The organism is Prolixibacter sp. NT017 (genome assembly GCF_009617875.1).
Taxonomy (GTDB): Bacteria; Bacteroidota; Bacteroidia; order Bacteroidales; family Prolixibacteraceae; genus Prolixibacter.
Genome location: NZ_BLAV01000001.1, coordinates 4583698 through 4610636 on the forward strand (window position 1 = coordinate 4583698; position 26939 = coordinate 4610636).

Genomic DNA, 26939 nt, shown 5'->3' on the forward strand with positions numbered 1-26939 from the left:
TTCACCAAATTCTCGATTCGAAATGAGTGCAAAAAATTGTCCGGAAACTCCACGGCAACGAATGATTAGCCTGATGTATCTGGTGCTAATGGCTTTATTGGCACTAAATGTCGATAAATCAGTGCTGGATGCTTTTGAAACTGTGGATCGAGGGTTATCGACGACTATCGAGAATTTCAATTCGAAGAATGCCAGGGTTTATGCCGATTTCGCGAAGGCTGCTCTTGACAATCCGGAAAAATCAGGAAATCTGAATCTGGAGGCGAAAACCGTTAAAGCAAAAACTGACTCGCTCTATAATTATATTACTGAGCTAAAAAAGATGCTGGTGGTTGCAGCAGACGGTGAAGATGGTAATATCCATAACATTAAGTCGAAGGATAATACCCAGGTAGCGCCGGAGTTGATGCTGGTAAAACACCAGGGGCGTTTAGGTAAAGAATTGAAGCAATCAATAGAATCGTATCGCAAGTATCTTTTGTCGTTGGTCGATCCCAAAGATACAGCGTTGATTGCAAGTATAAAAAGTAGTCTCAATACATCCGATCCGCCTCCGGTGGAAGGTAATTCGCCTTCATGGCAGGAGTCTATATTTCAGGGATATCCGCTCGTTGCTGTTGTAACTTTGATGTCGAAGATGCAGAGTGATATCCGTAATACCGAATCCGATGTGGCCAATTATCTGTATTCTAAAATCGATGCCACTTCGTTTAAATTCAATAAGCTAAAAGCACAGATATTGCCGAAAACCGACTATGTATTGGAAGGCGGAACCTACGAAGCGAGAATCTTCCTTTCCGCAGTCGATACAACGGCTGAGCCCCAGATTTTGGTTGATGGTAAAAAGGTCCCGGTTTTAGAAGGTGAAGGAGTTGGAGAATATCAGGTTCCTGCGACGACCGAAGGAACTCATCACTGGAAGGGATTCATCAATTATAAAGGCCCATCGGGTCAAATCAGACAATATCCGTTTGAAGGTGAATACCAGGTGGCTAAGCCGTCGATGACGGTATCTCCTACTAAGATGAATGTCTTTTATGCAGGTTTGGCAAACCCAGTCTCTATTTCAGTGCCGGGTATTCCTGCAAATAAAGTTATTCCTTCGATTACCAATGCGACAATGAAGTCGAATGGCCGGAATTATTTAGTGTATCCGAAGAAGCCCGGTGTGAAATCGGTTATTACGGTGAAAGCCGAAATTGATGGTCATGTGAAGACAATCGGTTCAACTGATTTCCGGGTGAAAAGAGTACCTGACCCGGTGGCTACCGTCGGAGGTAAAAACGAAGGTCAGATTACCAAAAACGAATTATTACTCGAACAGGGAGTCTATGCTGAAATTCCCGATTTCGATTTCGATATGAAATTTACGGTAACCTCATTTGTGGTTTCAACGACACGGGGAGGTTTCGTAGTGGATAAAAAATCCAACAGCAATTTGTTTACTCCGGACCAGATTAACCTGATGAAGAGTCTCAACTCCGGCAGTCGACTGTATATTGAAAACATTGTAGCCAAAGGAGAAGACGGGACAACCCGTAACCTTTCGGCCATCAGTTTTAGAATCAGATAAACATCCTGCTGAACCTAATTTACGGGAAGTAACAGAAATACTTAACTGATTCGCTAACTGGTAGATTATTAATTTGGAAGAACAAACTTGAGAAGAATGAAAAAGCTATTTTTGATTCTGTTTGCAATAGGGCTGGCTTGTGCTGCAACCCAGCCTGCAACGGCGCAGGTTATTGATGGTCCTTACCAGAAAAAAATTACCCGCGACCGGAAACCGGCTCCGCTTCCTGCAGTCAGAGAAGCTGATGTGTTTTGGTCAAAAACCATCTGGCGAATCATTGACTTGCGGGAAAAGATGAACCAGGATTTGTATTATCCTACCCGGGAAATGCATGGTCGGTTGAACCTCATCAATCTTCTGTTGAAAGGCATCAAAGAAGGACAAATTACTGCCTACGATGCTTCCACCGATAATGAGTTTAAACTTCCGATGACGTTCGATCAGGTGAAGGAAGCATTTGGTGCTGTACCTAAAATGGTGGAACGAAGGAATTTTGAAACGGGAGAGATGGAAAATGTCAAGGTCGATCAGGACATTAATCCCGAAGATATTAAACAGATCATGGTGAAAGAGGTTTGGTATTTCGATAAGCAAACATCAACGCTCCAGGTTCGGATTATCGGCTTATGTCCTATTCAGGAGTTTTTTCGTGACGACGACGTAAACCATGATCGTCCGCTTCGCAGAAAGGTATTCTGGGTATATTATCCCGAAGTTCGTCCCCTGTTGGCAAAATATGAGGTGTTGAATCCTTTCAACGACTCAAGAAGCCTTAGTTTCGACGATATTTTCCTGTTGCGCAAGTTTGACAGTTATATTACCAAGGAATCCAACATTTACAATGACCGTGCAATTAGTCAGTATGCGCAGGGACAGTATGCTACCAATGAATCGGAACGAATTAAAAACGAAATTTTCAACTTCGAACAGGATCTCTGGGAATATTAAATTTCCCGAAGAATAAAATAGCACTCTCATTCAAGTTTATATACACCGGAGGATATTTCCTCCGGTTTTTTTGTGCTTTTAAAAGGGCACACTGTTCTCTATCGTTTATATTCTACTCATTTCATCGTCATTTGGAAAGTAAGATGATGATTTCCAGAAAAAGCTATTCTCAAAAAAGAACCGTTTCTCTTCTTGTCTTTATACCGTTCTCGTTAAATCTTTGTACGTTTCTCCCTACTGTCTTTATACTGTTCTCTCTGCCACCTTTATACGGTTCTCGTCGAAGCTTAATACGGTTCTCGTCGAAGCTTAATACGGTTCTCATTGGAGCGTTATGTTTTTCCTCTAAAATGGTGAGTGGTTCATCGCAATTGCAAGAATGATGGTGGAGACTTTCAAAAAAAAAAGACGACCCGATGTGGATCGTCTCGAATCGTAGATGATATAGTTTTACTGAATCAATTCCTGACCGTAATCATCAGTCATTAAATCAGTAGGAATTTTTCCCTGCCATTTCCGTATGGTGTAATTAACTTTTACTGTAATCAGGTACATGACCGGCGCAATCACCAACGTAAGGAAGGTTGCGAATACCAGTCCGAAGATTACGGTCCAGGACATTGGTCCCCAGAAAGCAGTCATTTCTCCACCTACGTAGAAATCGGGATCGAAAGAAGTGAACAGCTTAATGAAGTCGAAATTCAACCCGATGGCCAGCGGAAGCAGTCCCAGTACCGTGGTGATGGCGGTCAGTAACACCGGACGGAGCCTCGTTTTTCCGGCTTTTACAATCAGTCCCTGTAGTTCCTTTATCTCAAGGAAAGCATCCTGCCGGTACGAAAGTTTTTCTTTCCGGCGCTGGCGTAGCAGGTCGATGTAGTCGACCAATACAATTCCGTTGTTCACCACAATTCCGGCCAACGAAATAATTCCGATTCCAGTCATCAGGATGACAAACTGCATTTTGAATGCACCCAATCCCAGGAATACTCCGATGGTACTGAATAAAACAGTTCCCACAATAATCAACGGCCTGATGAGTGAGTTGAACTGGGTGACCAGGATAATCAGAATCAGCGAAAGCGCAATTAACAATGCCTGTGTAAGGAAGGCCATGGTATCAGCTTGCTCTTCCTGCTCGCCGGTGAAATCTATTTTGTACCCCGGAGGAACATCGAATCCTTTCAATACCTGTCGAATGCGTTCATTGATCTCATTGGCATTGTAACCTTCTTTCACGCCCGAGTAAAGTGTGATAACCCGGGTAAAATCCTTGCGGTTGATCTTGTCATAAGTGGTTCCGTACTGGAAATCGGCTACAGCCGAAATTGGAATGGCCTTTTTGGCACCGTCGCCGCCACCATTGACATCAATGCGCTGGTTCATCAGAGAAGCAACATTGTTCCGGTATTTATCCTTGAAACGGAGCATGATGTCGTATTCGTCTTCACCTTCTTTGTATTTACCGACTTTCCGGCCGTACAATGAACTCCGGAGCGCATAGGCAACCTGCTGTGTCGACAGACCAAACCGTCGCACTTTATCGCGGTCAACGTCTACAACCATTTCCGGCTTGTCTACATTCAAATCGATTTTCAACTGGTCGATTCCCGGAATATTTTCGGCATCGATTAGCGATTTGACCTGCGTCGAGAGTTTGATTAACTCATCGAAATCGTCGCCGGAAATTTCCAGGTTGATAGGATTTCCAACGGGCGGTCCCATTTCGTCTTTATCGAGCGAAATTTTGGCTCCAACAAATCCCGACAGGTTATCTGTCAGTTTCTGCATAATCTCCGACGTATTCTCGCCATGACGGTATTTAAATTCCTTGAAAGAAATAGTCGTTAGCGATTTGTTCGTCTCGCGGTTCGAACCTAACATCTGGCCTTTTCCAACACCGACAACTGTATTGACTGACTTGACAATGTCCATGTACGGCTCGAGCGTTTTATAGACAATTGATTCAACCTGTTTCGACACTTTGTTTGTCCGGTCCAAATCGGTTCCCACCGGGAGTTCCATTGTAATATAAACGGAAGTTGGATCAACGTCCGGGAAAAACAGAACACCCGATTGGCGGCTCATGAAAAACATGAGCGAGAAAACCAATACCACGAAAGTTCCTGTTACAAAAAGCCAGGGATTTCTTCCTTTCAGCGCAAAGCGAAGTGTGCCTTCATACGCTTTTTCCATTCGCGGAATAAAGTGCTCCTGGAAAGCCCTCGCCAATGGGCGCATGATATAATGGTTCCCCAGAATAACCAGTGTGATGACAGCCAATATATTTCCAAACCAAAACACTTTCATGAAATAGAAAGGAATGGACAGAATGGCAAAAATTATTGCATTGCGCCAAAGTTTGGTCATGTTCTTTTTCCCGTGCAGATTCTCCAGTTTCATGAAGGTGGAGGTGAAAGCCGGATTCAGAATCAACGCTACAAACAGCGACGAGGTAAGCACGATAATCAGTGTGATGGGAAGGTATTTCATGAATTCTCCCATGATTCCCTTCCAGAAGACCAATGGGAAGAACGCTGCCAGCGTAGTTGCCGTTGACGATATAATCGGGTAGGCAATTTCACTTACTCCTTTCTTGGTTGCCGTCATCGCATCACTTCCGTGGGAATAGAGCCGGTACACGTTTTCAACCACCACAATGGCATTGTCGACCAACATACCCAGAGCCAGAATCATGGAGAATAGTACCATGAAATTCAATGTATAGCCCATCTGCTTGATGATGATGAACGAAATGAACATCGACATCGGGATAGCCAGACCGGAGAACAGCGCATTGCGTGGTCCCATGAACAGGTACAAAATAAACATCACCAACAACATTCCCATGATAATGGAATTCTCCAGGTTGTTGATTTGGTTCCGGATATAAGTCGTGCTATCGTCAGAAACGACAGCGTTCAGTCCGGAAGGAATCGCACCACTATCTTTCGCTTTTTGAATAATCCGGTAAACTTTGTCGGATGCATCCAATACATTGGCACCGCTCTTTTTCACGATGGAAAGACTCACAACCGGCATTTTGTCCAGTCGCGAGATGGTAGTTCGTTCCTGGAATCCGTCAGTAACATTCCCGATGTCGCGCAAATACACCACGTTTCCGTTTTCCGATTTCACAATCGTATTGCGAATCTGGTTCATGTTGGAGTAGTCGGCTTGCGTACGAATAGACCGGCGGGTATCATCGGAAATCATTTCTCCCGCGCCCATGGTCACGTTTTCAAACCGGATGGCATCTTCAATATCCTGAAAGCTTACATTACTCGCTTCGAGCATGTACGGATCGACGTCAATCTGAATTTCCCGTTCGTCGATTCCCTGGATATCGGCTTCCGATATTTCGGATAGTCCTTCCAGTTCATCCTGCAGTTTTTCCGCATAACGCTTCAACTCTGACAAACTGTAGTCGCCATAAAGGTTGATGCTCATAATGGGAAATTCTTCAAAATCGAGATCTTCTACCGACGGGTCATTATCCAAATCATCGGGAAGTTCGCTCTTGGCTTTGTCAACCTGGTCCTTGGTGTCCTGCAATGCCTGTTTTACGGGCACATCGGTTTCAAACTCGAGGACAATCAAACTCATATCCTGGTAAGAAGACGAACTGACATTTTTAACGCCTTTCAGGTTCTTTAACTCCTTCTCGATAGGACGTGTAATCAGGTTTTCAATATCGACCGGTGAGTTTCCCGGATAAACGGTCGAAATCATCACATAGGGAATCACAATCTCCGGATTGAGTTCCCGTGGCATCTGTTGGTACGAAAGTAATCCGAAGCCAGCCAGAATTGCCGTCAAAATAAAAATCGTTGTTTTATTCTTCAGAGCGGCATATGTCGGCTTGAAAATCCGGTGAATACCCTCGGTATTAGATGAATTATTGTTGTTCTCAATATTCGACATCGGAATCTTTTGTTACAAGTTGTTTGGCAATTAGTGAATGGAAATGGGTGAACCGTCGACAACCTGTTCGTATCCTTCTACAATCAGTTTTTCGCCGGTTTTTAAGCCGTTACTCAACATGGTGTAGTTGTTGTTATTGCGACCGGTTTCAACATATCGTTTCGAGGCTTTCCACTTCCCTGAATTTTGGGCAGCCACAAATACGTACTTTCCGTTGAAATCATTCTTGATTAGAATAGACGGAACAACGATGGCATCGTTGGCTTTGTAATCGGTGATGTGCAGCAACGAAACCAGGTTCGGACGAATCTCCTTGTCGGGATTATTCAGGTTAACCCTGACCTGGAAAGTCCGGTTGTCGGGATTGATAGTGCTCGACTTCCGGAAAATCGGTGCGGTGACCGTTTTCTTCAGGGCCGGGAAATTGATATCTACTTCCTGTCCGGCATGAATGGAAGTCAGGTAGGCTTCCGATACATCGGCATAAATCCGCACATTGGAGATGTTGACGACCTTGGCAAACGGAATGGCTGGTCCGGCAATCTCGCCTTGCTTTTGGTAGATACGATCGACTACTCCATCTACCGGCGATTTAATAATCGCCATATCGAGTTGAGCCTGCAATCCTTCCAGTTTACGCTGTAGCGATTCTTTGTTAGATTTGGCCTGCAGGTATTCAATCTCGGATCCGATATGCTGGTCCCAAAGTTTCTGCTGACGTTCGAAGACCGTTTTGGCTAACTCAAGCTGAATCTGCAAATCTTCGATGTTTCGTTGAATCGCTTCGGTATTCAGGCGGCCCATCACAGTTCCTTTTCTTACATGCTGTCCTTCGGTTACATCGATGGAAATAATGTTTCCGGCGGTTTCCGGAGCTACCGTAACATCTTCGTCGGCTTCTACATTGCCGGTCACTTCGATGGTATGCGTAAAGCGTTTCGGGACAACGGTATCCACCTTGACGGGAATTGTTTTATCTACTTTTTCGGTGCCCAGTTCCTTTTCCAGTTGGGCAATCTTCTGCTTCAGTTCCGTAGCCTGTTGGCGATAATCCTGAAGCAATTGTTCTTTGGCTTTGCGGTCACCTTCTTCGGTTGTAGTGGCGCTGCAGGCCATCAAAACAACGAGTGGTAATATCAGTAATAGCTTTTTCATCTTTCCGGGTTGTATCAATTTCAAATCGTTAAGCTGGTATGTGTTCATTTTCTTGACTGGTAATTAAACCGTTGAGTATTTTTATAAATTTCCTTCTGCTTTGTCTAGGTTTATTTTCGACTGCAATAGTTGCAGCATGGATATCAGGTAATTGGAATACGCTGTCAGGTACTGCGTTTCGTTTTGCGATAACTCGGTACTGGAAGCAATTCCGTTATTGAATTTTATTTGTGTTTTGTCGTAAATCCGCTGTGCGATGGCTCTGTTTTCCTTATCGTTTTTGTATTTGTCCATCGCACTTTCCATGTCCGACAATGCGGTCAGATATTGCATCTGAAGGTTCTGAATGTTTTGCAACTGTTCATTTTCAGCTTTTTTTACTTCGAGTTTTGCCTGATTGATCCGCGAAGTACGTGCACCGGAATAAGTGATGGGCAACGTGATTTGCAAACCAACCATCGAGGATGGATACCAATCGGCTGTTGTAACATTAAATTCATTGCTGTAAGCCGTTTTCTGGTAGTTGTAAAAAGCGTTTAGCTTGGGCAGAAAACTGACCTTCTCCAGGCTGAGTAACGATTGTTTGGCGGCTACCTGGGTTTCCTGCATCCGGTAATCGATGTGCTGTGTATAATCGAACTTCCCGGTTAACGCTGCTCCGGTTTGGATGGGCTGAATAAATCGCGAAAGACTGTCTTTCAGCTGAATGTCCCAATCCACATTCATGCCCATCGCGAATTTCAGGACCATCTTCGATACCCTGATTTCCCGCTCGGCTTTGATCACTTCGTTTTCGGCCTGTTGTTGCATCAACTGCAGTTGTTCCACATCCTGTTCTTCGCGAAAGCCATTTTGGTAATAGGCTTTTGCTTCTTTCAGCAGCTGTTCGCTGTTCAGCAGATTGTCTTTCACTATACCCATTTTTTCTTCAGCAATCAGCGTTGTGAAATAGGCGCTGGTGACTGCTTCCCTTACGGCGATATTGGTTTTCTCTTTGGCATTACGAGCCAAATCCACGTATATTTTGGCCGATTTCAGACCAATCAGGTACGAGCCGTCGAAAATCATCTGAGAAACCGAAAAGCCGAAATTGGAGTTGTAGTCCTGGCCGAATTTCACCGGAATGTAGGTTCCGGGTTCACCGCCGACGAATTCAGCCGGAATAAGCGATACCGGCAAGTTCAGGTTGGCCGTATATCCGGCCGAGGCATCAACCTGCGGTAGCCCGGAAGCAATGGTTTCCCACACTTTTTTCTGAGACGTCTGCAAATCAATGTCAGCGTTTTTCGAATTGAACGAGTGCTCCATCGCGTACTGAAGCGCCTCGTCAAGTGTGAAGTATAGTGTGTCCGGTTGCTGTGCCTTTGCCCCGTAAACAAACATCAGGCAAAGTGAAGCAAGTAAGAGTGTCTTTCTCATCGTTAATTATTCAGGTTAATCTATTTTTTTTTCATACTTACATCTGTGTGTTTGGGGGAAACTAGCGAGGTAGGTATGGATATTTTAATTACAATGTGTTAGTGCAAAAATAGAGGGGGACAAAACGCGTTTCAAGAAAGAATCGGTAAACGGCGGCGTTGTATCGGTGAATGGCGTTCGGTAAAAGATTGGGGATTTTAGAATGAATAGATGTCTTTCTTGCCTTTTACTTTCTGAACAACTCTTCGTACCGGTAATAATCGCCAACGGATATACGAGTTCCAGTCAAACCAGCGGTCGTGCTCCTCACATTTCTTTCCGCAGCGTTGACAGTGTTCATCCTCATTCGAGCAGGCATTTATGGGGTCAAAATCGTGTCCGAACAGGAAGCAGACAACATGAAACGGTTTCCGTTTTGGTATGTCAGAATGATCATTTTCCATTGTTCTTCGTTTTTTCATGGTTGGTGAAATTTGTAAAATGTCTGAAATCTGGATTTCGTTTGGTCTGGCAAATCTAACCCGTGGTGTTTTCCCGGTCGTCTCATTTTCCGAAAACGGGAAACCCTCGGGATTTGAATTTCCGATCTGGTGCTTTTTCAATGACAATTCAAAAATCGAATAACCTGAACGCAGATGAAACGAAAAATCGGTGAATGGCGGTTATTCGTCGGTAAATGACAATCCGACTCCTTTCGGCGAAAGCTGTGGCATGTCGCTTTTTCATCCGCACTGATTTTTCTACCTTTGTGCATCAATTTTTAATTCTTAACCCGAATGGACAAGCTCGTCATTTACAATACGCTTACGCGGAAGAAAGAATTGTTCAAACCCATTCATCCCGGAGCTGTGGGGATGTATGTCTGTGGACCTACAGTTTACGGTGAAGCACACTTGGGACACGCCCGGCCCGCTATCACGTTCGATATGCTTTTCAGATATTTGAAACACGTGGGTTATAAAGTGCGCTATGTGCGGAACATTACCGATGTGGGGCACCTGGTTGACGATGCTGATGAGGGAGAAGATAAAATTGAACGCAAAGCGAAAGTCGAGCAGCTGGAGCCAATGGAGGTTGTGCAGATGTACACCAACAGCTATCGCGGAAATATGGCCCGGCTGAATAACCTTCCACCGAGTATCGAGCCGACGGCTTCGGGGCATATTATAGAGCAGGTTGAGGCCGTGAAGAAGATTTTGGAAGCTGGATACGGCTATGAAAGCAACGGCTCGGTTTATTTCGATGTAGAGAGATTCTCGAAAGACCACCATTACGGCAAACTTTCCGGAAGAAAAGTGGAAGATCTTTATTCCAATACCCGAGAATTAGACGGACAATCGGAGAAAAGATCGTCGATGGATTTTGCCCTGTGGAAAAAAGCAACGCCTGAGCATATCATGCGCTGGCCGTCGCCGTGGAGCGACGGTTATCCCGGCTGGCACATGGAGTGTACAGCGATGAGCACTAAATACCTGGGCGAACGGTTTGACATCCACGGAGGTGGAATGGATTTGCTGTTTCCCCATCACGAAGCTGAAATAGCTCAAAGTGTTGCTTGCACCGGACATGAATCGGTGAATTACTGGATGCACAACAACCTGATTACGATCAACGGCCAGAAGATGGGCAAGTCGCTGGGGAATTTCATTACACTCAACGAGTTGTTCGGAGGTAAGCACGATTTGTTGGAGAAGGCGTACAGCCCCATGACGATTCGTTTCTTCATTCTGCAGGCGCATTATCGAAGCCCGCTCGATTTCTCGAACGAAGCACTGCAGGCGGCCGAAAAAGGGATGGAGCGTTTGATGAAAGCGATTGAAGTGCTGGGAAATCTGCCGGCTTCCGCTGGATCAACCGTTGATGTAGCCGCTTTGAAGGAAAAGTGCTACGAAGCGATGAACGATGATTTGAACAGCCCCGTCCTGATTGCGCATCTGTTTGATGGCGTGAAGATGATCAACTCCATCAATGATGGGAAGGAAAAGATATCAGCGAAAGATTTAACCGTACTTCAACAGCTGTATCGCGAATTTGCATTCGACATTTTGGGCTTGCAATCGGAAGAGCAAGCGGCTGCCGGTGGAGGTGAAGAAACGATGACGCACGTTGTGGATTTATTGTTGAATCTGAGGATAGAGGCCAAGAAGAACAAAGACTGGGCAACCGCTGATAAGATTCGGAATGAATTAAGCGCCCTTGGATTCGAAATAAAAGATACCAAAGATGGCTTTTCCTGGGAGCTGAAGAAATAAAATAAGCACTTGATAACGAACAGAAACCTGCTTTTAATGAGGCAGGTTTTTTTATGCTCGTCTCATTTTTATTGTTCAGAAAATGCTCTTAAATTTAGGAAGCACCATGCAGGTGAAACCAAAGTCATTAACTACAAAAACGTGCTTATGAAAACTTTTCGAATAATTGCTGCATTTGCTTTGCTATTGATGGTTGCTTTTCAAGCGAAAGCTGGTACCGATGAAAAGAATAAAATAGCCGGTACCTGGGAATATTCAGCACCCACTGCACCTTATCCATACACGTCAGGACGAATTGTGCTGACAGAAGCTGAAAATGGTTTGGCCGGAGAACTGGTGGTCAACGGGAATCGTTTGCCGGCTTCGTCAGTCGCTTTTGAAAATGATGAGTTGGTGATGGAAGTGGAGATAGAGTATAATCTGGTAACTGTTAAGTTTAAGCTGGTCGATGGAAGTTTAGTGGGCGAAGCCAATAGTCCCGATGGGCCGGTTGAAGTGAAAGCTTCCAGAATTGATTAATTTACATTACCTGAAATAGAAAAGCCGGAAGCATAAAACAACTTCCGGCTTTTTATCTTGAATGCCGAACCCATGATTATCGGTTCTCGTACATTTCACGATAATAATTCTCGTAGGTTCCGTTGACAATATTTTCCAGCCATTTCTGGTTGCCCAGGTACCAATCGACGGTTTTCTCAATCCCTTCTTCGAATTGCAGCGACGGTTTCCAGCCCAACTCCTTCATCAACTTGGAAGAATCGATAGCATAGCGTAAATCATGGCCGGCCCTGTCTTTCACGAAAGTGATGAGCTTTTCCGATGTTCCGGGCTCCCGATCCAGTTTTTTATCCATCACCTTGCAGAGGGTGCGAATCAGATCAATGTTGGTCCATTCGTTGTTACCGCCAATGTTGTAGGTTTCTCCTTCTTTTCCTTCCTGGAAAATGAGGTCGATGGCCCGGGCATGGTCTTCAACGTACAGCCAGTCGCGAATATTTTCTCCTTTTCCGTAAATCGGAATCGGCTTGTTGTTTTTAATGTTATTGATGGCCAGCGGAATCAATTTCTCCGGGAATTGATTCGGGCCGTAGTTGTTTGAGCAGTTCGAAATGACTACCGGAAGCCCGTAGGTGTTGTGATAGGCCCGGACCAAATGATCGGAGCTGGCTTTGGATGCAGAATAGGGGCTTTTAGGGTCGTAAGAAGTGGTTTCAGTAAAGAAACCTGTTGCTCCGAGCGAGCCGTAAACCTCGTCGGTTGAAATGTGATAAAACCGTTTCCCGGAATAATCATCTTTCCAGATTTCGCGGGCTGCATTCAGCAAATTAACCGTTCCCACGATGTTGGTCATGATGAACTCCATCGGGTTGCTGATGGAGCGATCGACATGCGATTCGGCAGCCAGGTGCATCACGCCGTCGAACTGATATTTCCTGAAAAGTTTTTGTATAAAATCGTCATCGGTAATGTCGCCCTTTACGAACTGGTAATTGGGCTTGTTTTCGATGTCTTTCAGGTTCTCCAGGTTGCCGGCGTACGTCAGCGCATCGAGGTTGATGATTTGGTATTCCGGGTAACCGTTTACCAAACGGCGAACAACATGGGAGCCAATGAATCCGGCCCCTCCGGTAATTAAAATAGTTTTCTGCATGGTCTTGCTATTTCAGAACCCTAAAGGTAATAACAAAGGTTGTCGCTACTGTATATTCCTGACTTTCTTTTCCCAATTCCAGGCAGAAAGTAGTGTTTCTCCCAGTGATTTTTCTGCCTTCCAGCCCAGTATCTTGTTAGCCTTGGTAGTATCGGCATAGGTCTGCTCGATGTCACCTGCGCGGCGTCCTACAATCTGATAATTGAGGTCTACTCCGGTAACTTCAATGAAGGTTTTTACCAGTTCTAATACCGAGGCTCCTTTTCCGGTACCAATATTGAAAAACTCGTAGCGAGCATCATTTTTGTTTTCGAGTAGTCGTTCAATCGCTACCACGTGGGCTTTGGCCAAATCGACCACGTTGATGTAATCGCGGATGGCCGTTCCATCCGGAGTGTTGTAGTCGTCACCAAAGATGCTTAGCTTTTCGCGAAGCCCTGCTGCAGTTTGGGTGATAAAAGGAACCAGGTTGTTAGGAACACCGCGGGGCAATTCACCAATAAGTGACGACGGATGTGCCCCAACCGGGTTGAAATAGCGAAGTGCGATAGCGTTGATTCCCTTCATCGCTTTTACGCTGTCGCGGATAATATCTTCGGCCACTGCTTTGGTATTCCCGTAAGGCGATTCGGCTTCTTTACGGGGCGTGTCTTCCGTAACCGGAAGAACATCAGGCTGACCGTAAACGGTACATGATGATGAAAAAACGAAGTTGGGAACATCATGTTTGGGCATCAGCTCCAGCAAATTCATCAGCGAAACCAGATTATTCCGGTAGTAAAGCAGTGGCTTTTCAACCGATTCTCCTACTGCTTTACTGGCGGCGAAGTGAATGATGGCTTCTATATTCGGATATTTGTTGAAGAATGCTTCCAGTCGATTATAATCCTGAAGATTAAATTCCTCAAATGTGGGGCGAATACCGGTTATCTTTTCAATTTTGTCCACTACATCGGCAGTCGAATTCGACAAATCGTCTATAATAACCACATCGTAGCCGGCTTCCTGTAGTTCAACAACAGTATGAGATCCAATGTAACCCGTTCCTCCGGTTACCAGAATTTGCTTTTTCATGTATCGGTTCCTTTCATTTTTATCGGAGTCTCAAAAATAGGAATTATAGGATAAAATTTTGCTTCTCAGGAGGATCAGTTCTCAAGCTATTCTGTTTGATAACTTTATTGTAAAGTAAGGTTTGGCTTCACCTAATTTTTCGCTACATTTGGTTGCTAAGAAATGCTAAAAGGGAAAATGGATATCAGCATCTATCTTATTGAATTAGTTCGAATTCACGATTGTGTTATCGTTCCTGAACTGGGTGGTTTCATTTCGAATTACCAGCCGGCCGGAGTCGATTACAACCGAAATACGTTTGCCCCTCCGCGCAAAGAGATTGTTTTTAACAGTAAGCTGACCGGAAATGATGGTTTGTTGGTGAATCACATTTCCGAAAGCGAAGGAGTAGGGTATCTGGAAGCTCGTCAGATTATTGCTGAATTTGTTGATGAAGCATGGTCGAAGCTCGAAAACGGTGAGAAACTGGAATTCCAGCACATCGGCTCGCTTCATTACGATAGGCATGAGAAGCTGATTTTTGAACCGGAACTGGTTGAAAATTTATTGCTCGATTCTTACGGAATGGGCGATTTCCATTTCCCGAAGATTGAGCGCAACGATTTGGTGCGGACGACCGCCCGCTTCGAAGACAAAGAGGCTGTGCGGGTCGTTTTCAATTCACGGACGGCAAAAAAATTGCTTATCGGAGTTCCGCTGATGCTGGCACTTACCTTGATACCTCTTTCCAAGCACATGCAACAGGGAGATACGTCAACAGGTGACCAGGCATCGACTACATCATCTGTGTTATCGGTAATGGATAGTACGCCGGCAGACACGTTTGTTGCAGCTGATAAAATTCCGGCTGAGTCGGTACCAGTAGAATCGAAAGCAAAACCCAAAGCCGACGAAACCCTGGCCGACAATCAGGTCGTGAGTGAACCGGCGGTTAGAGTCGAAAAGCCCGTTACCAATGAAGATGCCACCCGTTTTTACCTGGTTGGCGGAAGTTTTAAAAGCGAAGTAAACGCGAAGAAATATCAGGACGATTTGATTCGTCAGGGGTACGATTCCCAGATTTTTACATTGGATAACGGATTTTACCGGGTAACAATTCAATCGTACAACGATCGTGACGAGGCATTGGCCGTATTGGATAATCTGACCAAGGCCAATCCTAAATCGGGAATCTGGTTGCTGGAAGAATAGAAGAATATTGACAATACGATATTGGGCTGGCTTGATTGCCGGCCTTTTTTGTGTCCGAAAAAATGCCACCCCGAATAAACGGGATGGCAAAAACGGGGGCATCCGGCTTTTGGTGCTTCTACATAAGGGGTGCCGGTTTTCGGGGTATGGTTTTGATTGTCTATTTCCCTGTAGTAGATTCCGGAGTACCTAAGTTGGTTCGGAACGCTCCTTCAATTCCATTCATTTTGTACAATAAAGTAGTCAAAACGTAAAAATCCCGGTCATAGCAAAGTGCCCCTGACCAGGATTCATGAAATGGATGTAATAATCTGCTTTATTAACCTACTGCTCGTTGTCTAATTCTTTAATGTATCTGAACGCTATTCGTTTGAGGGCTTGCCGATAGTAGCCAGAATTCCACCATCTACGTAAACCACTTGTCCGTTTACAAAATCGGATGCTTTGGATGCCAGGAAAATAGTGGTTCCAGCCAAATCTTCCGGATCACCCCAGCGTCCGGCCGGTGTACGACTGATAATGAAATCATTGAACGGATGTCCGTTAACCCGGATTGGAGCAGTTTGTTCTGTTGCAAAATAGCCGGGGCCAATTCCGTTCACCTGGATGTTGTATTTGGCCCATTCTGTAGCCATATTCTGCGTTAGCATTTTCAGACCGCCTTTGGCTGCGGCGTAAGCACCGACTGTATCGCGTCCCAGCTCACTCATCATCGAGCAGATGTTGATGATTTTACCGCTTGCATTTCTTTTCAGCAATCGCTTTACTACATTGCGTCCCATGATAAACGGAGCGACCAAATCGATATCTACAACCATGCGGAATTCCTCCACATCCATTTCGGTCATTGGAACACGCTTGATGATGCCGGCGTTGTTGACCAGAATATCAATAGGGCCAACCTCTTTTTCGATGATATCGAGATTTTTGATGACTTCGTCTTCTTTGGTTACATCGAAGAGATAGCCTTTTACCTGGATAGCGTCTTCAGCGTAAGCGGCGAGTGCCTTTTCCATTTTGTCAGGGGTGTGGCCGTTAATGACCAGAGTTGCTCCCGCCTGCGCCAGCGCTTTGGCCATCGCCATCCCCAAACCGTGTGTGGCACCGGTTACCAGCGCTACTTTGCCATTTAAGTCAAATAAGTTCATCATGGTTTATCGTAATTCATCGGGTTGACTAAAATCCATATCGCTATAATCGAGGTTTTCACCCGACATTCCCCAGATGAAGGAGTAGTTGGAGGTGCCGGCGCCACTGTGAATCGACCACGAAGGTGACAAAACGGCTTGCTCATTGTGCATCCAGATGTGGCGGGTTTCCTTCGGTTCACCCATGAAGTGACAGACACTTTGTCCTTCCGGAACGTTGAAATAGAAGTACGCTTCCATCCTCCGGTCGTGGGTGTGTGCAGGCATGGTGTTCCAAACGCTTCCGGGCTGCAGTTCTGTCAATCCCATCTGCAATTGGCAAGTCTGAACGATTCCATTAATGATAAGCTGGTTGACTTTGCGTGCATTTGATGATTCGAGCGCTCCCAGTTCCAGCACATTGGCATCGGCCATGGTAACCAGTTTATTCGGGTAACTGGTGTGCGCCGGAGCGGAGTTGATATAATAGTGGGCCGGCTTGCTGGCATCCACACTTTCAAAGGTTACTTTTTTCGTTCCTCTGCCGAGATAAAGTGCCTCTTTGTAGTTGAGCTCATAAGTCTCACCGTCGGAGGTAATTTTCCCTTTTCCACCCACATTGATGATTCCCATTTCTCTTCTTTCCAGGAAATAATCGGCTTTCAATGGCTCGATGCTTTCCAGTTCCAATGCTTTGCTTTTCGGAATTACACCTCCAACCATGTACCGATCGATGAACGAGTAGATGAAATGAATCTTATCGTCATTCATCAGGTTATCGGCTAAAAATTCTTTACGCAGACGCTCGGTATTATAGCGTTTGGCGTCATCCGGATGGGCGTTGTGTCTCTTTTCGTATGTGGTACTCATATCTATTTGATTTTTAATGAATCCTTATTTTAACATTCGGTATATTTCACTTCCTGCCAGCAGAAATCCGCCGACTCCATAAACTTCGGTCATGTCGCTGGTCACGTGTTTGGGATCGGCGCCAATGGGTTGCACCCAACCCAGTTTTCCGTCAGGATGAACAGCATCGATGAGGGCTTGCCAACCTTTCTCCACAACCGGCAGGTAAATTTCTTTATCGAGCAGGCCGTTGGCGATTCCCCAAGCCAGGCCATACACGTAGAATGCAGTTGCACTGGTTTCCGGTGCCGGGTACGATTTTGGGTCAAGCAGGCTGGCATGCCAGTATCCAGAAGAGTCCTGTAGTGTCGCCAGTTTAGCGGCCATTTTTTTGAAAATATCTTCGAAATAGCGGCGTTCCGTATAGTTTTCAGGTAGCTCCGTCATGATGATGGACAGGCCGGCAAATACCCATCCGTTGCCTCGTCCCCAGAATATTTTCTGGCCATTGGCTTCCCGCATATCGAAATACCGGTCATCGCGATAAAACAGATCTTCATCCGTATCGAAGAGATAATCGGTGGTGGCTTTATATTCTTTGAACATGAAGTTCAGGTATTTCTTCTTTTCGGTTACGTTGGACAGTGTTGCCCAAACGGTTGGTCCCATGAATAAAGCATCGCACCACGACCAGCGATCGGTACAATTATTCCCTTTCTCATAGGAGAAATTTTTGATGCTGGCATCCGACGGATGTTTCATGATCCAGTCCAACCGTTTCTTTGTTGGTTTCAGCATCTTCTTCTCGTGGTATTTTCGGTACATCTCGAGGTACATAAGTCCTACCACATGGTCGTCAGCATGATAAGTCCGTTTGCCCAGTTGCCAGTTGGTTTTTTCGCCAATGTTGTAAAGCCAATTGTAGTATTTAGGCGATTTGGCAATTTTTGCCCACTCGACCATTCCTTTGTAGAGAGCGCCATTCGTCCAGTCGGTGAGCTGGTGTTGAAGCGGGGTTTTGAGTTGCCAGTCGGCTACCTTTTCCATCGCCCTGTATACATCCGGACGCATGAGTTTTCCGGATAAAGACGCAGTGGTTTGCGCACGACTTACCGAAACGATTAATAACAGAACTATCGCAATCAGAATTTGTGTCAGGCGGCTGTATTTTATTTTTATGCAATCGATTGTCTTCATCGGCAAATTTTATTTCATGGTTGATTTTCGGATGACTAGTTTGGGTTGAATGTATTGTTGTTTAGCGCTTTTTTCAGAGTCTCTAGAGTCAATAATCCGGAACAGCATTTCGGCCGCGCTTCGTCCCATCTCTTCGGCCGACTGGTCGACAGAGGTCATAGCTGGTTCCATGAATTCGGTGAAGGGCTCGTTAGCGAAACCCGCCACAGCTACCTCGTCTGGGATACGAATTCCTGTTTTTTTCATGAAGAGAATCGCGCCTAGTGCAGAGTAATCACTGCAGGAGAAAAGTCCGTCAGGACGATTTTGAACCGACTGACCAAAGATTTTTTCCGCAAAATCAGCGCCTTCTTCACGCGTAAGCGCTTGCTCAGCCATCCATTCCGGATTCACCGAAAGGTTATTTTTTCCCAGGGCGTCCGTAAAACCTCTTTTTCTTTCCCGGTAGTTATTCAAATAGTCAGGACCGCCCATGAAAGCAATCTTTCGGCAACCTTGCCGGATGAGGTGTTCTGTTGCCTGAAAAGCTCCGGCATAATCGTCGAGTACGACCCGGTAGTTGTTCTCTTCTTCAAGCACGCGGTCGAAAAAGACGATGGGAATATCTCGCTTTAACACCTCCCGAATGTGTTCGTATTGCCTGGTTTCTGCCGAAAGTGACATGATAAATCCGTCAACCGGAATACGCAGGAACGCTTCCAGTCCGGCTTTTTCATTTTCCAGACTTTCATGCGACTGGAATATCACCACGTTTCGTTTGGCCGCACTGCTAACCGCTTCAATTCCGGCAATCGCATTCGAAAAGAAATGCCGGCTGATGCGCGGTACCAACACGCCAATGGTATTGCTCCGACCTTTACGCAGGTTTGAGGCGTTGCTGTTGGGCTGGTAGTTCCACTTGGCCGCCAGTTCGGTCACTTCCTTACGGGTTTTCTCGCTGATGCGGGGATTGCCCTGCAGTGCTCTCGAAACAGTAGAGGAAGATAATCCCAGCTCTTTGGCCAAATCGTGTATGGTAATGCGCGGATTTTTCACCTTACAATATTAAACAATGTGAAAAAGTTGTGCAACCGATTGCGCATTGAATGTTTCATTGAGTATTGAAAAAATAATTCCCCGTAAAACCAGCTTTACTGCATGATGATTCGTTGGATAAGATATTACAGAAGTAATGAGCCGGGAAGCTTAAAAAAAGAGCTGAATTGCTCTTTCTTCAAAACCACGCCTGCTTTTGGTAAAAAAGACGTGTGGTTCTGATCGAAACCTAACGTGATTTTGATGAGAACCTTGCGTGCTTTTGACTGAAACCACGTGTGGTTTGAGTTAAAACCTGCGGTGATTTTGTGCAACCGGTCAAAATAATGTTTTAGTGAGTTTGTTTACGATCATTTTTAGGGGCATGAATACGGTGAAGCAACCCTCATTGTTTCGTAGGAATGGATGGGGCCATATGGGGGCGGCAATTCAAGCTAACCCATGCGGTTGGCCGAGAAAAATAAGCGGCCATCCCGGAATATTATATCCGAAATGACCGCCTGTTTATATGTTTTGTGGGAGGCTTAGCGAACTTCGCCACCGTTTTTAATGGCTTTGTCGGGTGAGACGAATGCCAAAGTTCCATCGGGATTTTCGGCCATCAGGATCATGCCTTGCGACTCGATTCCGCGAAGTTTTTTCGGCGCCAGGTTCACCAAAATCGAAACCTGCTTACCGATGATTTCTTCCGGCGTGTAATATTCGGCAATACCTGAAACCACGATTCGTTTGTCGATGCCGGTATCAATTTTTAGTTTCAGCAGCTTTTTCGTCTTGGCTACTTTCTCGGCTTCGATGATGGTACCTACCCGGATGTCCAGCTTCGCGAAATCGTCAAATTCGATGTTCTCTTTGGCTGGTTTGGCCTCGGCAGCTTCCAATTCGTTGGCTTTTTTCGTTGCCAGCAACTTGTCAACTTGTGCCTGGATAGTGGCGTCTTCGATTTTCTCGAAAAGCAGTTCCGGCTTGTTAACCTTGTGACCGGCCGCTATCAAATCGGTACGTCCCAGATTTTCCCAGCTGAGTTTTTCCAGGTTCATGAAGCCACGCAATTTGTTCATGCTGAAAGGCAGGAAGGGCTCAAAAACGATGGTGAGATTGGCCGCAATCTGCAAACAAACATTCATGATGGTTTTTACCCGCTCCGGATCGGTTTTTACCACTTTCCAGGGCTCCATATCGGCTAGGTATTTGTTCCCCAAACGGGCCATATCCATCGCACCTTTCAGGGCTTCCCGGAAACGGTAGTTGTCGAGCGATTTCTCGACGTCTTTTCTCAGCTTACTGATGTCAGCCAGCGTCTCGCTGTCATATGCTTCCAAAGCACCGGCCGCCGGAGTTTCCCCATCGTAATATTTGTTGGTCAGTACCAGTACGCGGTTCACAAAGTTTCCGAGGATAGCAACCAACTCGCTGTTGTTCCGTGTCTGGAAATCTTTCCAGGTAAAGTCATTGTCCTTGGTTTCCGGAGCATTGGCTGTGAGTACATATTTCAGCACATCTTCCTTGCCGGGAAATTCTTCAAGGTATTCGTGTAGCCAAACGGCCCAGTTCCGCGAGGTCGAGATTTTGTCGCCTTCCAGGTTGAGGAATTCGTTGGCCGGAACATTGTCGGGAAGAATATAACTTCCTTCTGCTTTCAGCATGGAAGGGAAGATGATACAGTGGAAAACGATGTTGTCCTTTCCAATGAAGTGGACCATTTTCGTTTCCGGATCCTTCCAGTACTTTTCCCAGTCGGGCGACCACTCTTTCGTTGCCGAGATGTAGCCAATGGGTGCATCGAACCAAACGTAGAGCACTTTGCCTTCGGCACCGTCGACCGGAACAGGAACGCCCCAATTCAGGTCACGGGTAACCGCGCGGGGATTCAGTCCGCCGTCAATCCACGATTTACACTGACCGTACACATTCGGTTTCCACTCTTTGTGTTGTTCCAAAATCCACTCACGCAACCACGGCTCATATTGGTCGAGTGGCAGATACCAGTGCTTGGTTTCCCGTAAAACGGGTTTGTTACCGCTCAGTACCGATTTTGGATCGATGAGGTCGGTTGCGTTGAGTGACGAACCGCAACTTTCGCACTGATCGCCATACGCTTTTTCGTAATTACATTTCGGACAGGTACCGGTGATGTACCGGTCGGCCAGAAACTGCCTGGCCTCTTCGTCATAGAACTGCTCGGAGGTTTGCTCGATAAACTCGCCTTTGTCGTAAAGGGTTTTGAAAAACTCCGAAGCTGTTTCGTGATGAATTTTCGCACTGGTGCGGGAATAAACATCGAAGGAAATACCAAATTTGGCAAACGATTCCTTGATGATGCCGTGATATTTATCGACGATATCCTGAGGGGTAACGCCTTCTTTTTTTGCTTTCAGGGTAATGGGAACGCCATGTTCATCCGATCCGCCGATGAATGCCACTTCTTCTCCTTTGAGACGGAGGTAACGGGCATAAATATCGGCCGGAACATATACGCCGGCCAGGTGACCGATGTGAACCGGACCATTGGCATAGGGTAATGCCGAGGTGATAAGCGTTCGTTTGTAATGACTCATGTTGTTTGGAATATCGGTGATGAATGATTTTTCGTATTGAAGCACAAAGATAATCAATGCCTACAGAATGCAACGGGGTTTATTGTGGAAATTCCGGTTATGCGGTTTCAGGCGTGAACTGGTTCGCAGGTTTGTCTTCATATCCTCTGTGCGGGAGCTGCTCGGGTTTTTATTATCTTGGTATAAATTTTCCCGCGAATGCAGAAATTAAGACGTACACTTTACCGAATTATTTTTGGAACGGATACACCGGCCGGGCGTGGTTTTGACGTTGTGTTGCTTTGGGCCATTCTGCTCAGTGTTTTAACGGTTGTGCTCGAGAGTGTCAAATCATTTCGGGCTGCCTATCCCGGAACCTTCCAGTTTTTAGAGTGGTTTTTCACCATCCTGTTTACGGTAGAATATGTCTTGCGGATTTTGACGCATCCGCGTCGGTGGAAATACGTTACCAGTTTCTTCGGGATTATTGACCTGATGTCTGTTTTGCCGACTTACATCGGGTTGTTCTTTTTGCGGTCTCATTTCCTGTTAACGGTCCGGGCGTTCCGCTTGCTGCGAATTTTCAGGATACTGAAACTGGGAAGATACATGCACGAATCGCAGGTCTTGATTTCGGCCCTGAAAAAGAGTATGTACAAAATCGTGGTCTTCTTTGGTGTGGTGTTAACGCTGGTCTTGTTTCTGGGAACGCTAATGTACCTGGTCGAAGGCGAGCGAAACGGTTTCACTTCCATTCCGCAAAGTATCTATTGGGCGATTGTCACCATCACCACTGTTGGTTATGGCGACATTGCACCGGTGACCGTGTTGGGAAAATTTATTTCTTCCGTATCGATGCTCATCGGTTATTCCATTATTGCCGTTCCTACCGGGATAATATCGGTGGAGATAAACGATGCCGTAAAAAGCTCACGACAGGAAAAGCAGTTGGTTTGTCCGTCGTGTAGCTATCGCGAACCGGATAGCGAGGCACGTTTCTGCAAGAAGTGCGGAAATAAACTCGAATAAAACAAAATGCCGGTGGGGTACCGGCATTGCGTCATTTCATAAGGTGTTAACGACTGAGTTCTCTTCGCCAAAGGCATTGGGGACGTAACCGTCAGCTTCCTGGTCGTTTATCCAAACGGATTTGTTGAGCAGGTAACGGAACTGGTAGGATTGCTTAGGTGATAATTCGAGTGTTGCAGTGAAGTCACCCGACTTCAGTTTTTGCATGGGGGCAACGTCTTCTTTCCAGTCGTTGAAGTCGCCAACAACGGTTGCTTCATTGGCTTCAGGTGCCATTTCCTTTGGAATCCGGAATGTGACTTTACAAACCGGCTTCGACTTTAGTGTCTGCTTTTTGATACTCATTTAAACGAGGTTTTGGTGAAACTTAACTGCTGTTGTTGCAGGTATGATAACTCTAAAGATAGGAGCATTCATATTATTATGAATGGCTAAATGCCTTGAAAAGCAAATATTTATGAAATATTCACACTTCAGAAACAATTTGGAAACAAAAGCTGGCCTGCAGGAGTATTCAGAACGATTTTGTATGGCTGTCTTCTTTTCTTAATTTCATAGTCATGTAAAAAATGGGCTGGAAAATTTCCGGTAATCCGGAATCGGCTGGTTCTGAACGATAAAAAAAATCAAACACGTTTTATGATATACCCACCCTACTTGAAAGTTGGCGATAAAATTGCCATTGTGTCTCCCGCCGGGAAAGTGAATCCTGAAATTGTTAAACACGGCGCGACGCTTCTCGAAGAAGAAGGTTTTGAAGTTGAAATTGGTGAGCACGCTTTTGGTCAGTCAGGCGTTTTTGCCGGGACCGATGTCGAAAGAGCGGGCGATATGCAAAAGGCTTTGGATGATGAATCGGTGAAAGCTATCCTTTTTGCCCGCGGAGGTTACGGAAGCTTGCGGACCCATCAGTTGCTCGACTGGAGTAGGTTCCTGCAACGCCCCAAATGGCTTATCGGCTTCAGTGATATCACCGTGTTTCATGCTTTTCTTTTTCAGCAGGGCATTGCGTCGATCCACGGAGTGATGACTGCGTTCTTCGATCAGGAAGGGGTACCGTCTGAGAGTTTTCGACTGACAATCGATTTGTTGAAAGGGAAAATTCCGTGGTTCAAAGAGGCAAACCATCCGTTGAACCGTGCAGGAGAAGCTTCCGGTTCGCTGATTGGAGGAAACATGTCGATTGTGTACAGCCTGCGTGGAACACCGCTGGATTTATCGCCGGAAGGCAATATCTTGTTTATCGAGGATTTGGCCGAATATCATTATCATCTCGACCGGATGATGATGAACCTGAAAGTATCCGGTATTCTTGCGAAGCTGAGCGGCCTGGTAGTAGGACACTTCTCGGATATGAAAGATGGCGACACCGGCTTCGGGAAAGAGGCGGCAGCGATAATAAAGGAAGCGGTTGATGATTATGACTATCCGGTTATGTTTGGTTTTCCGGCTGGTCACGTTATGCCGAATTATCCATTAATTATGGGAGCAGAAACAAGACTGACAGTTGGAGAGAAGGAATCCCGGTTAAGTTTTCAGATATGACCCGAAAATCAAGAGAACTTGGTGAAAAAGGCGAACAGATAGCGACTGATTACCTGACCCGAAAGGGATATCGGATAATTGAGCGAAACTGGATTTTCGATCACAAGGAGCTCGATATCATTGCTTATGATGGTGATGACTTGGTTTTTGTGGAGGTGAAGACGCGGACCGGATATCAATATGAGCACCCATTGGAAGCTATTTCTTCAGGTAAAATCAGAAACTTGGTGACGGCTGCAGATATTTTTCTGCGTATGCGAAATCTGGATGTGGAAAGTCGATTTGACGTGATTACCGTAGTGTTTTATGGCGAAAAGTTCGAGTTGCAGCATTATCCGGGGGCTTTTATTCCTCCGGTGAATTAGTCGTTATTCCGGTGCAGTGGTATGCGCGAAACGCGAGTACATTTCTTCAATTAGGTCAGACATCTCCGCCGGGCGGAAAGGTTTTGGGAAAAATCCGTTCATGCCGGCTTCGGTACATTCCTCGGTTACACTGGAAAATACATCGGCTGTAAGCGCCAATATTACAGTTTTTGGAATTCTGTTTTCTAAAACTTCGATTTGACGAATTTCGATGGTTGCCTCTACGCCCGTCATTTTCGGCATCTGAATATCCATCAAAATTACATCATAAATATTATTGCGAAACAACTCCACCGCTTCTTCCCCGTCTTTCGCAACATCGACATGATAGCTTTTCAACCCCAGCAGCGCCAGTTTTTGGCTCATCAAATTATCTTCTGCCAAAAGGATTCTTTTCGTCATTTTGTTACGATTCTAGTTGAAGTAGCTAAAATATAAAATTATCCGGGGATCAAAAATTGTGACTCGTTATTAAATAAGGTATTTTTAACATTTGTCGATTATATTAATATTGCACAGAAATAGGGACTGCCAGATATATGCAGATAGTCATTCCGGAAGGAAAATAAAAGCTGTAGTTTTAGCTGGGAGCAACCAAAGTCAAACCGAGATGAATATAGAGTCGTTGCGAAAATATTGTCTGTCGTTGAAGGGAGCAACGGAAGGATTTCCTTTCGGTGAAGATGCCCTCGTTTTCAAAGTTGGTGGAAAGATGTTTGCTTTGACAAATCTCGAAGGTCCGCTCTGGGTTAATCTAAAGTGTGATCCCGAAAAAGCAATTGAGTTGCGGGAAGAATTTGCGCACGTGACTCCGGGATATCACATGAATAAAAAGCACTGGAATACGGTTAGTATTGACGATACTATCCCGGATAAATTGATTCAGGAATGGATTGATGAATCGTATCGCCTGGTGGTGTCATCATTGCCGCTAAAGGTTCGAAATGAGTTGGAATAAAGTTAGTTACATTTATATTGGTTTTTATGAAGAAGTTATTTCTGGTCCTCCTGGCAGGACTACTCTATGCGGGCTCAGCCACGGCCCAGGACGTTAGTTCATTTAAAGTTGTCAAAGAGAATGCTTATACGTCGGTCAAAAATCAGCAACGCACTGGAACCTGCTGGAGTTATGCAACGACCTCTTTTCTTGAATCAGAGTTGCTGCGGATGGGAAAAGGTGAGTTCGATTTGGCGGAAATGTATTTTGTGCGGAATGCTTATCCGGCGAAAGCCAAATATTTTGTCGAGTTGCACGGAAAAGCCAACTTCGACGAAGGCGGTCAGGCACACGATGTGCTGGACGTAATGAAAAAATGCGGTTTGGTGCCGCAGAGTGTCTATCCGGGAAATCTTTATAATCCGGGACACGCCAATCATACGGAATTGAAGGCCGTGATGAAAGGGATGCTGGAAGGTCTGGTTTCTGATAAGATGAATACCGTATCGACGGTTTGGTCGAATGCGTTGAATGGAGTGCTGGACGCTTACATGGGAAAAGACCCGAAGAGTTTCGAATATGATGGAAAGACGTTCACACCCGAGTCTTTCATGAAGTCGCTTGGCTTGGTTCCCAACCAGTATGTCGAGATCACTTCCTACATGCATCACCCGTTTTATCAGCAGTTCAGCCTAGAAGTTCCGGACAACTGGTCACACGATTTGTACTACAATGTGCCGGAGGACGATATCATCGAGACGATGGACCATGCCATCATGCAAGGATACACGGTGGTTTGGGACGGAGATGTCAGCGATAAAGGCTTCTCGCACCGGAGAGGTCTGGCTGTTCTGCCGGACAGTGTATCGGTCGACCAGCAAGCCCGTCAGAAAGCTTTTCTTACCTGGAAAACAACCGACGATCACTTGATGCATATCGTGGGGATTGCCAAAGACGCGGACGGTAATAAATATTACATCACGAAAAATTCGTGGTCGGCCAAAAGCAATGCCTACGGCGGAATGTTGTACATGTCGGAACGCTATGTACGGTTGAATACCATTGCCATTACGGTTAACCGGAATAGTATTCCCGAAGAAGTGAGCACGAAAATCTTTAAAAAGTAAAGAC

At 45.5% G+C, this 26939-nt stretch carries 23 protein-coding genes; 10 read left to right on the forward strand and 13 right to left on the reverse strand.

Features of this window, described 5'->3' with window-relative positions; translation table 11 throughout:
* The first annotated feature begins 22 nt into the window (after nt 1-22).
* Nucleotides 23-1573 (forward strand): gliding motility protein GldM, encoded by a 1551-nt coding sequence (gene gldM, locus GJU87_RS19060; RefSeq protein WP_153640928.1) that lies wholly within the window; start codon nt 23-25, stop codon nt 1571-1573.
* Nucleotides 1574-1669: 96 nt separating this feature from the next.
* Nucleotides 1670-2521 (forward strand): gliding motility protein GldN, encoded by an 852-nt coding sequence (gene gldN, locus GJU87_RS19065; protein ID WP_153640929.1) that lies wholly within the window; start codon nt 1670-1672, stop codon nt 2519-2521.
* A 450-nt stretch (nt 2522-2971) separates the two neighbouring features.
* Here gldN and GJU87_RS19070 read toward each other — a convergent pair whose 3' ends face one another.
* The 4 genes from GJU87_RS19070 to GJU87_RS19085 form a co-directional block, all read right to left on the reverse strand.
* The gene (locus tag GJU87_RS19070; RefSeq protein WP_153640930.1) at nt 2972-6445 is read right to left on the reverse strand and encodes an efflux RND transporter permease subunit; all 3474 of its coding nucleotides are present in this window, start codon (nt 6443-6445) and stop codon (nt 2972-2974) included.
* A 30-nt stretch (nt 6446-6475) separates the two neighbouring features.
* A complete protein-coding gene (locus GJU87_RS19075) occupies nt 6476-7600 on the reverse strand; it encodes an efflux RND transporter periplasmic adaptor subunit (protein ID WP_194831583.1) in 1125 nt (374 codons plus the stop codon).
* 81 nt (nt 7601-7681) lie between these two features.
* On the reverse strand, nt 7682-9019 hold the full coding sequence (locus tag GJU87_RS19080; protein ID WP_153640932.1) for a TolC family protein: 1338 nt from the start codon (nt 9017-9019) through the stop codon (nt 7682-7684).
* A gap of 197 nt (nt 9020-9216) precedes the next feature.
* Nucleotides 9217-9480, reverse strand: coding sequence for a DUF1660 family phage protein (locus GJU87_RS19085; protein WP_153640933.1), 264 nt, complete (start codon nt 9478-9480; stop codon nt 9217-9219).
* A gap of 315 nt (nt 9481-9795) precedes the next feature.
* Here GJU87_RS19085 and cysS point away from each other — a divergent pair, with 315 nt between their 5' ends.
* The gene (cysS, locus tag GJU87_RS19090; protein ID WP_153640934.1) at nt 9796-11271 is read left to right on the forward strand and encodes a cysteine--tRNA ligase; all 1476 of its coding nucleotides are present in this window, start codon (nt 9796-9798) and stop codon (nt 11269-11271) included.
* Nucleotides 11272-11418: 147 nt separating this feature from the next.
* Nucleotides 11419-11790 carry a hypothetical protein gene (locus GJU87_RS19095; protein ID WP_153640935.1) on the forward strand — a complete coding sequence of 124 codons (372 nt, stop codon included), beginning with the start codon at nt 11419-11421 and terminating at the stop codon, nt 11788-11790.
* A gap of 76 nt (nt 11791-11866) precedes the next feature.
* On the opposite strand, the gene rfbB is transcribed toward GJU87_RS19095, so the two are convergent.
* Entirely contained in the window at nt 11867-12922 is a 1056-nt protein-coding gene (rfbB, locus tag GJU87_RS19100; protein WP_153640936.1) for a dTDP-glucose 4,6-dehydratase, read from the reverse strand.
* A 45-nt stretch (nt 12923-12967) separates the two neighbouring features.
* Nucleotides 12968-13996, reverse strand: coding sequence for a UDP-glucose 4-epimerase GalE (galE, locus tag GJU87_RS19105; protein ID WP_153640937.1), 1029 nt, complete (start codon nt 13994-13996; stop codon nt 12968-12970).
* A 177-nt stretch (nt 13997-14173) separates the two neighbouring features.
* Here galE and GJU87_RS19110 point away from each other — a divergent pair, with 177 nt between their 5' ends.
* Nucleotides 14174-15187, forward strand: coding sequence for an SPOR domain-containing protein (locus GJU87_RS19110; protein ID WP_194831584.1), 1014 nt, complete (start codon nt 14174-14176; stop codon nt 15185-15187).
* A gap of 362 nt (nt 15188-15549) precedes the next feature.
* Here GJU87_RS19110 and GJU87_RS19115 read toward each other — a convergent pair whose 3' ends face one another.
* The 5 genes from GJU87_RS19115 to metG all read right to left on the reverse strand — a co-directional run bounded on the left by GJU87_RS19115 (nt 15550) and on the right by metG (nt 21953).
* On the reverse strand, nt 15550-16338 hold the full coding sequence (locus tag GJU87_RS19115; protein WP_153640939.1) for a gluconate 5-dehydrogenase: 789 nt from the start codon (nt 16336-16338) through the stop codon (nt 15550-15552).
* 3 nt (nt 16339-16341) lie between these two features.
* Complete coding sequence (gene kduI / locus GJU87_RS19120) at nt 16342-17184, reverse strand: 5-dehydro-4-deoxy-D-glucuronate isomerase (protein ID WP_153640940.1); 843 nt, start codon at nt 17182-17184, stop codon at nt 16342-16344.
* A 24-nt stretch (nt 17185-17208) separates the two neighbouring features.
* The gene (locus GJU87_RS19125; protein WP_153640941.1) at nt 17209-18360 is read right to left on the reverse strand and encodes a glycoside hydrolase family 105 protein; all 1152 of its coding nucleotides are present in this window, start codon (nt 18358-18360) and stop codon (nt 17209-17211) included.
* Nucleotides 18361-18369: 9 nt separating this feature from the next.
* Nucleotides 18370-19395: a LacI family DNA-binding transcriptional regulator gene (locus tag GJU87_RS19130; RefSeq protein ID WP_153640942.1), complete on the reverse strand. Its 1026-nt coding sequence runs from the start codon at nt 19393-19395 to the stop codon at nt 18370-18372.
* Nucleotides 19396-19919: 524 nt separating this feature from the next.
* Complete coding sequence (gene metG, locus GJU87_RS19135) at nt 19920-21953, reverse strand: methionine--tRNA ligase (protein ID WP_153640943.1); 2034 nt, start codon at nt 21951-21953, stop codon at nt 19920-19922.
* A 198-nt stretch (nt 21954-22151) separates the two neighbouring features.
* Here metG and GJU87_RS19140 point away from each other — a divergent pair, with 198 nt between their 5' ends.
* Nucleotides 22152-22961: an ion transporter gene (locus GJU87_RS19140; RefSeq protein WP_153640944.1), complete on the forward strand. Its 810-nt coding sequence runs from the start codon at nt 22152-22154 to the stop codon at nt 22959-22961.
* Between the two features lie 36 nt (nt 22962-22997).
* On the opposite strand, the gene GJU87_RS19145 is transcribed toward GJU87_RS19140, so the two are convergent.
* Nucleotides 22998-23306 carry an isoamylase early set domain-containing protein gene (locus GJU87_RS19145; RefSeq protein WP_153640945.1) on the reverse strand — a complete coding sequence of 103 codons (309 nt, stop codon included), beginning with the start codon at nt 23304-23306 and terminating at the stop codon, nt 22998-23000.
* A gap of 294 nt (nt 23307-23600) precedes the next feature.
* Here GJU87_RS19145 and GJU87_RS19150 point away from each other — a divergent pair, with 294 nt between their 5' ends.
* Together GJU87_RS19150 and GJU87_RS19155 are read left to right on the forward strand one after the other, a co-directional pair.
* The gene (locus GJU87_RS19150) at nt 23601-24506 is read left to right on the forward strand and encodes an LD-carboxypeptidase (protein ID WP_153640946.1); all 906 of its coding nucleotides are present in this window, start codon (nt 23601-23603) and stop codon (nt 24504-24506) included.
* The gene (locus GJU87_RS19155; RefSeq protein WP_153640947.1) at nt 24503-24871 is read left to right on the forward strand and encodes a YraN family protein; all 369 of its coding nucleotides are present in this window, start codon (nt 24503-24505) and stop codon (nt 24869-24871) included. Before GJU87_RS19150 ends, GJU87_RS19155 begins: the two co-directional genes overlap by 4 nt.
* Nucleotides 24872-24874: 3 nt before the next feature.
* Here the strand turns inward: GJU87_RS19155 and GJU87_RS19160 are convergent, their stop codons facing one another.
* The gene (locus GJU87_RS19160) at nt 24875-25273 is read right to left on the reverse strand and encodes a response regulator (protein WP_153640948.1); all 399 of its coding nucleotides are present in this window, start codon (nt 25271-25273) and stop codon (nt 24875-24877) included.
* A gap of 208 nt (nt 25274-25481) precedes the next feature.
* Here GJU87_RS19160 and GJU87_RS19165 point away from each other — a divergent pair, with 208 nt between their 5' ends.
* Both GJU87_RS19165 and GJU87_RS19170 read left to right on the forward strand, forming a co-directional pair.
* The gene (locus GJU87_RS19165) at nt 25482-25829 is read left to right on the forward strand and encodes an MmcQ/YjbR family DNA-binding protein (RefSeq protein WP_153640949.1); all 348 of its coding nucleotides are present in this window, start codon (nt 25482-25484) and stop codon (nt 25827-25829) included.
* 26 nt (nt 25830-25855) lie between these two features.
* Nucleotides 25856-26935 carry a C1 family peptidase gene (locus GJU87_RS19170; protein ID WP_153640950.1) on the forward strand — a complete coding sequence of 360 codons (1080 nt, stop codon included), beginning with the start codon at nt 25856-25858 and terminating at the stop codon, nt 26933-26935.
* The last annotated feature ends 4 nt before the right edge of the window (nt 26936-26939 follow it).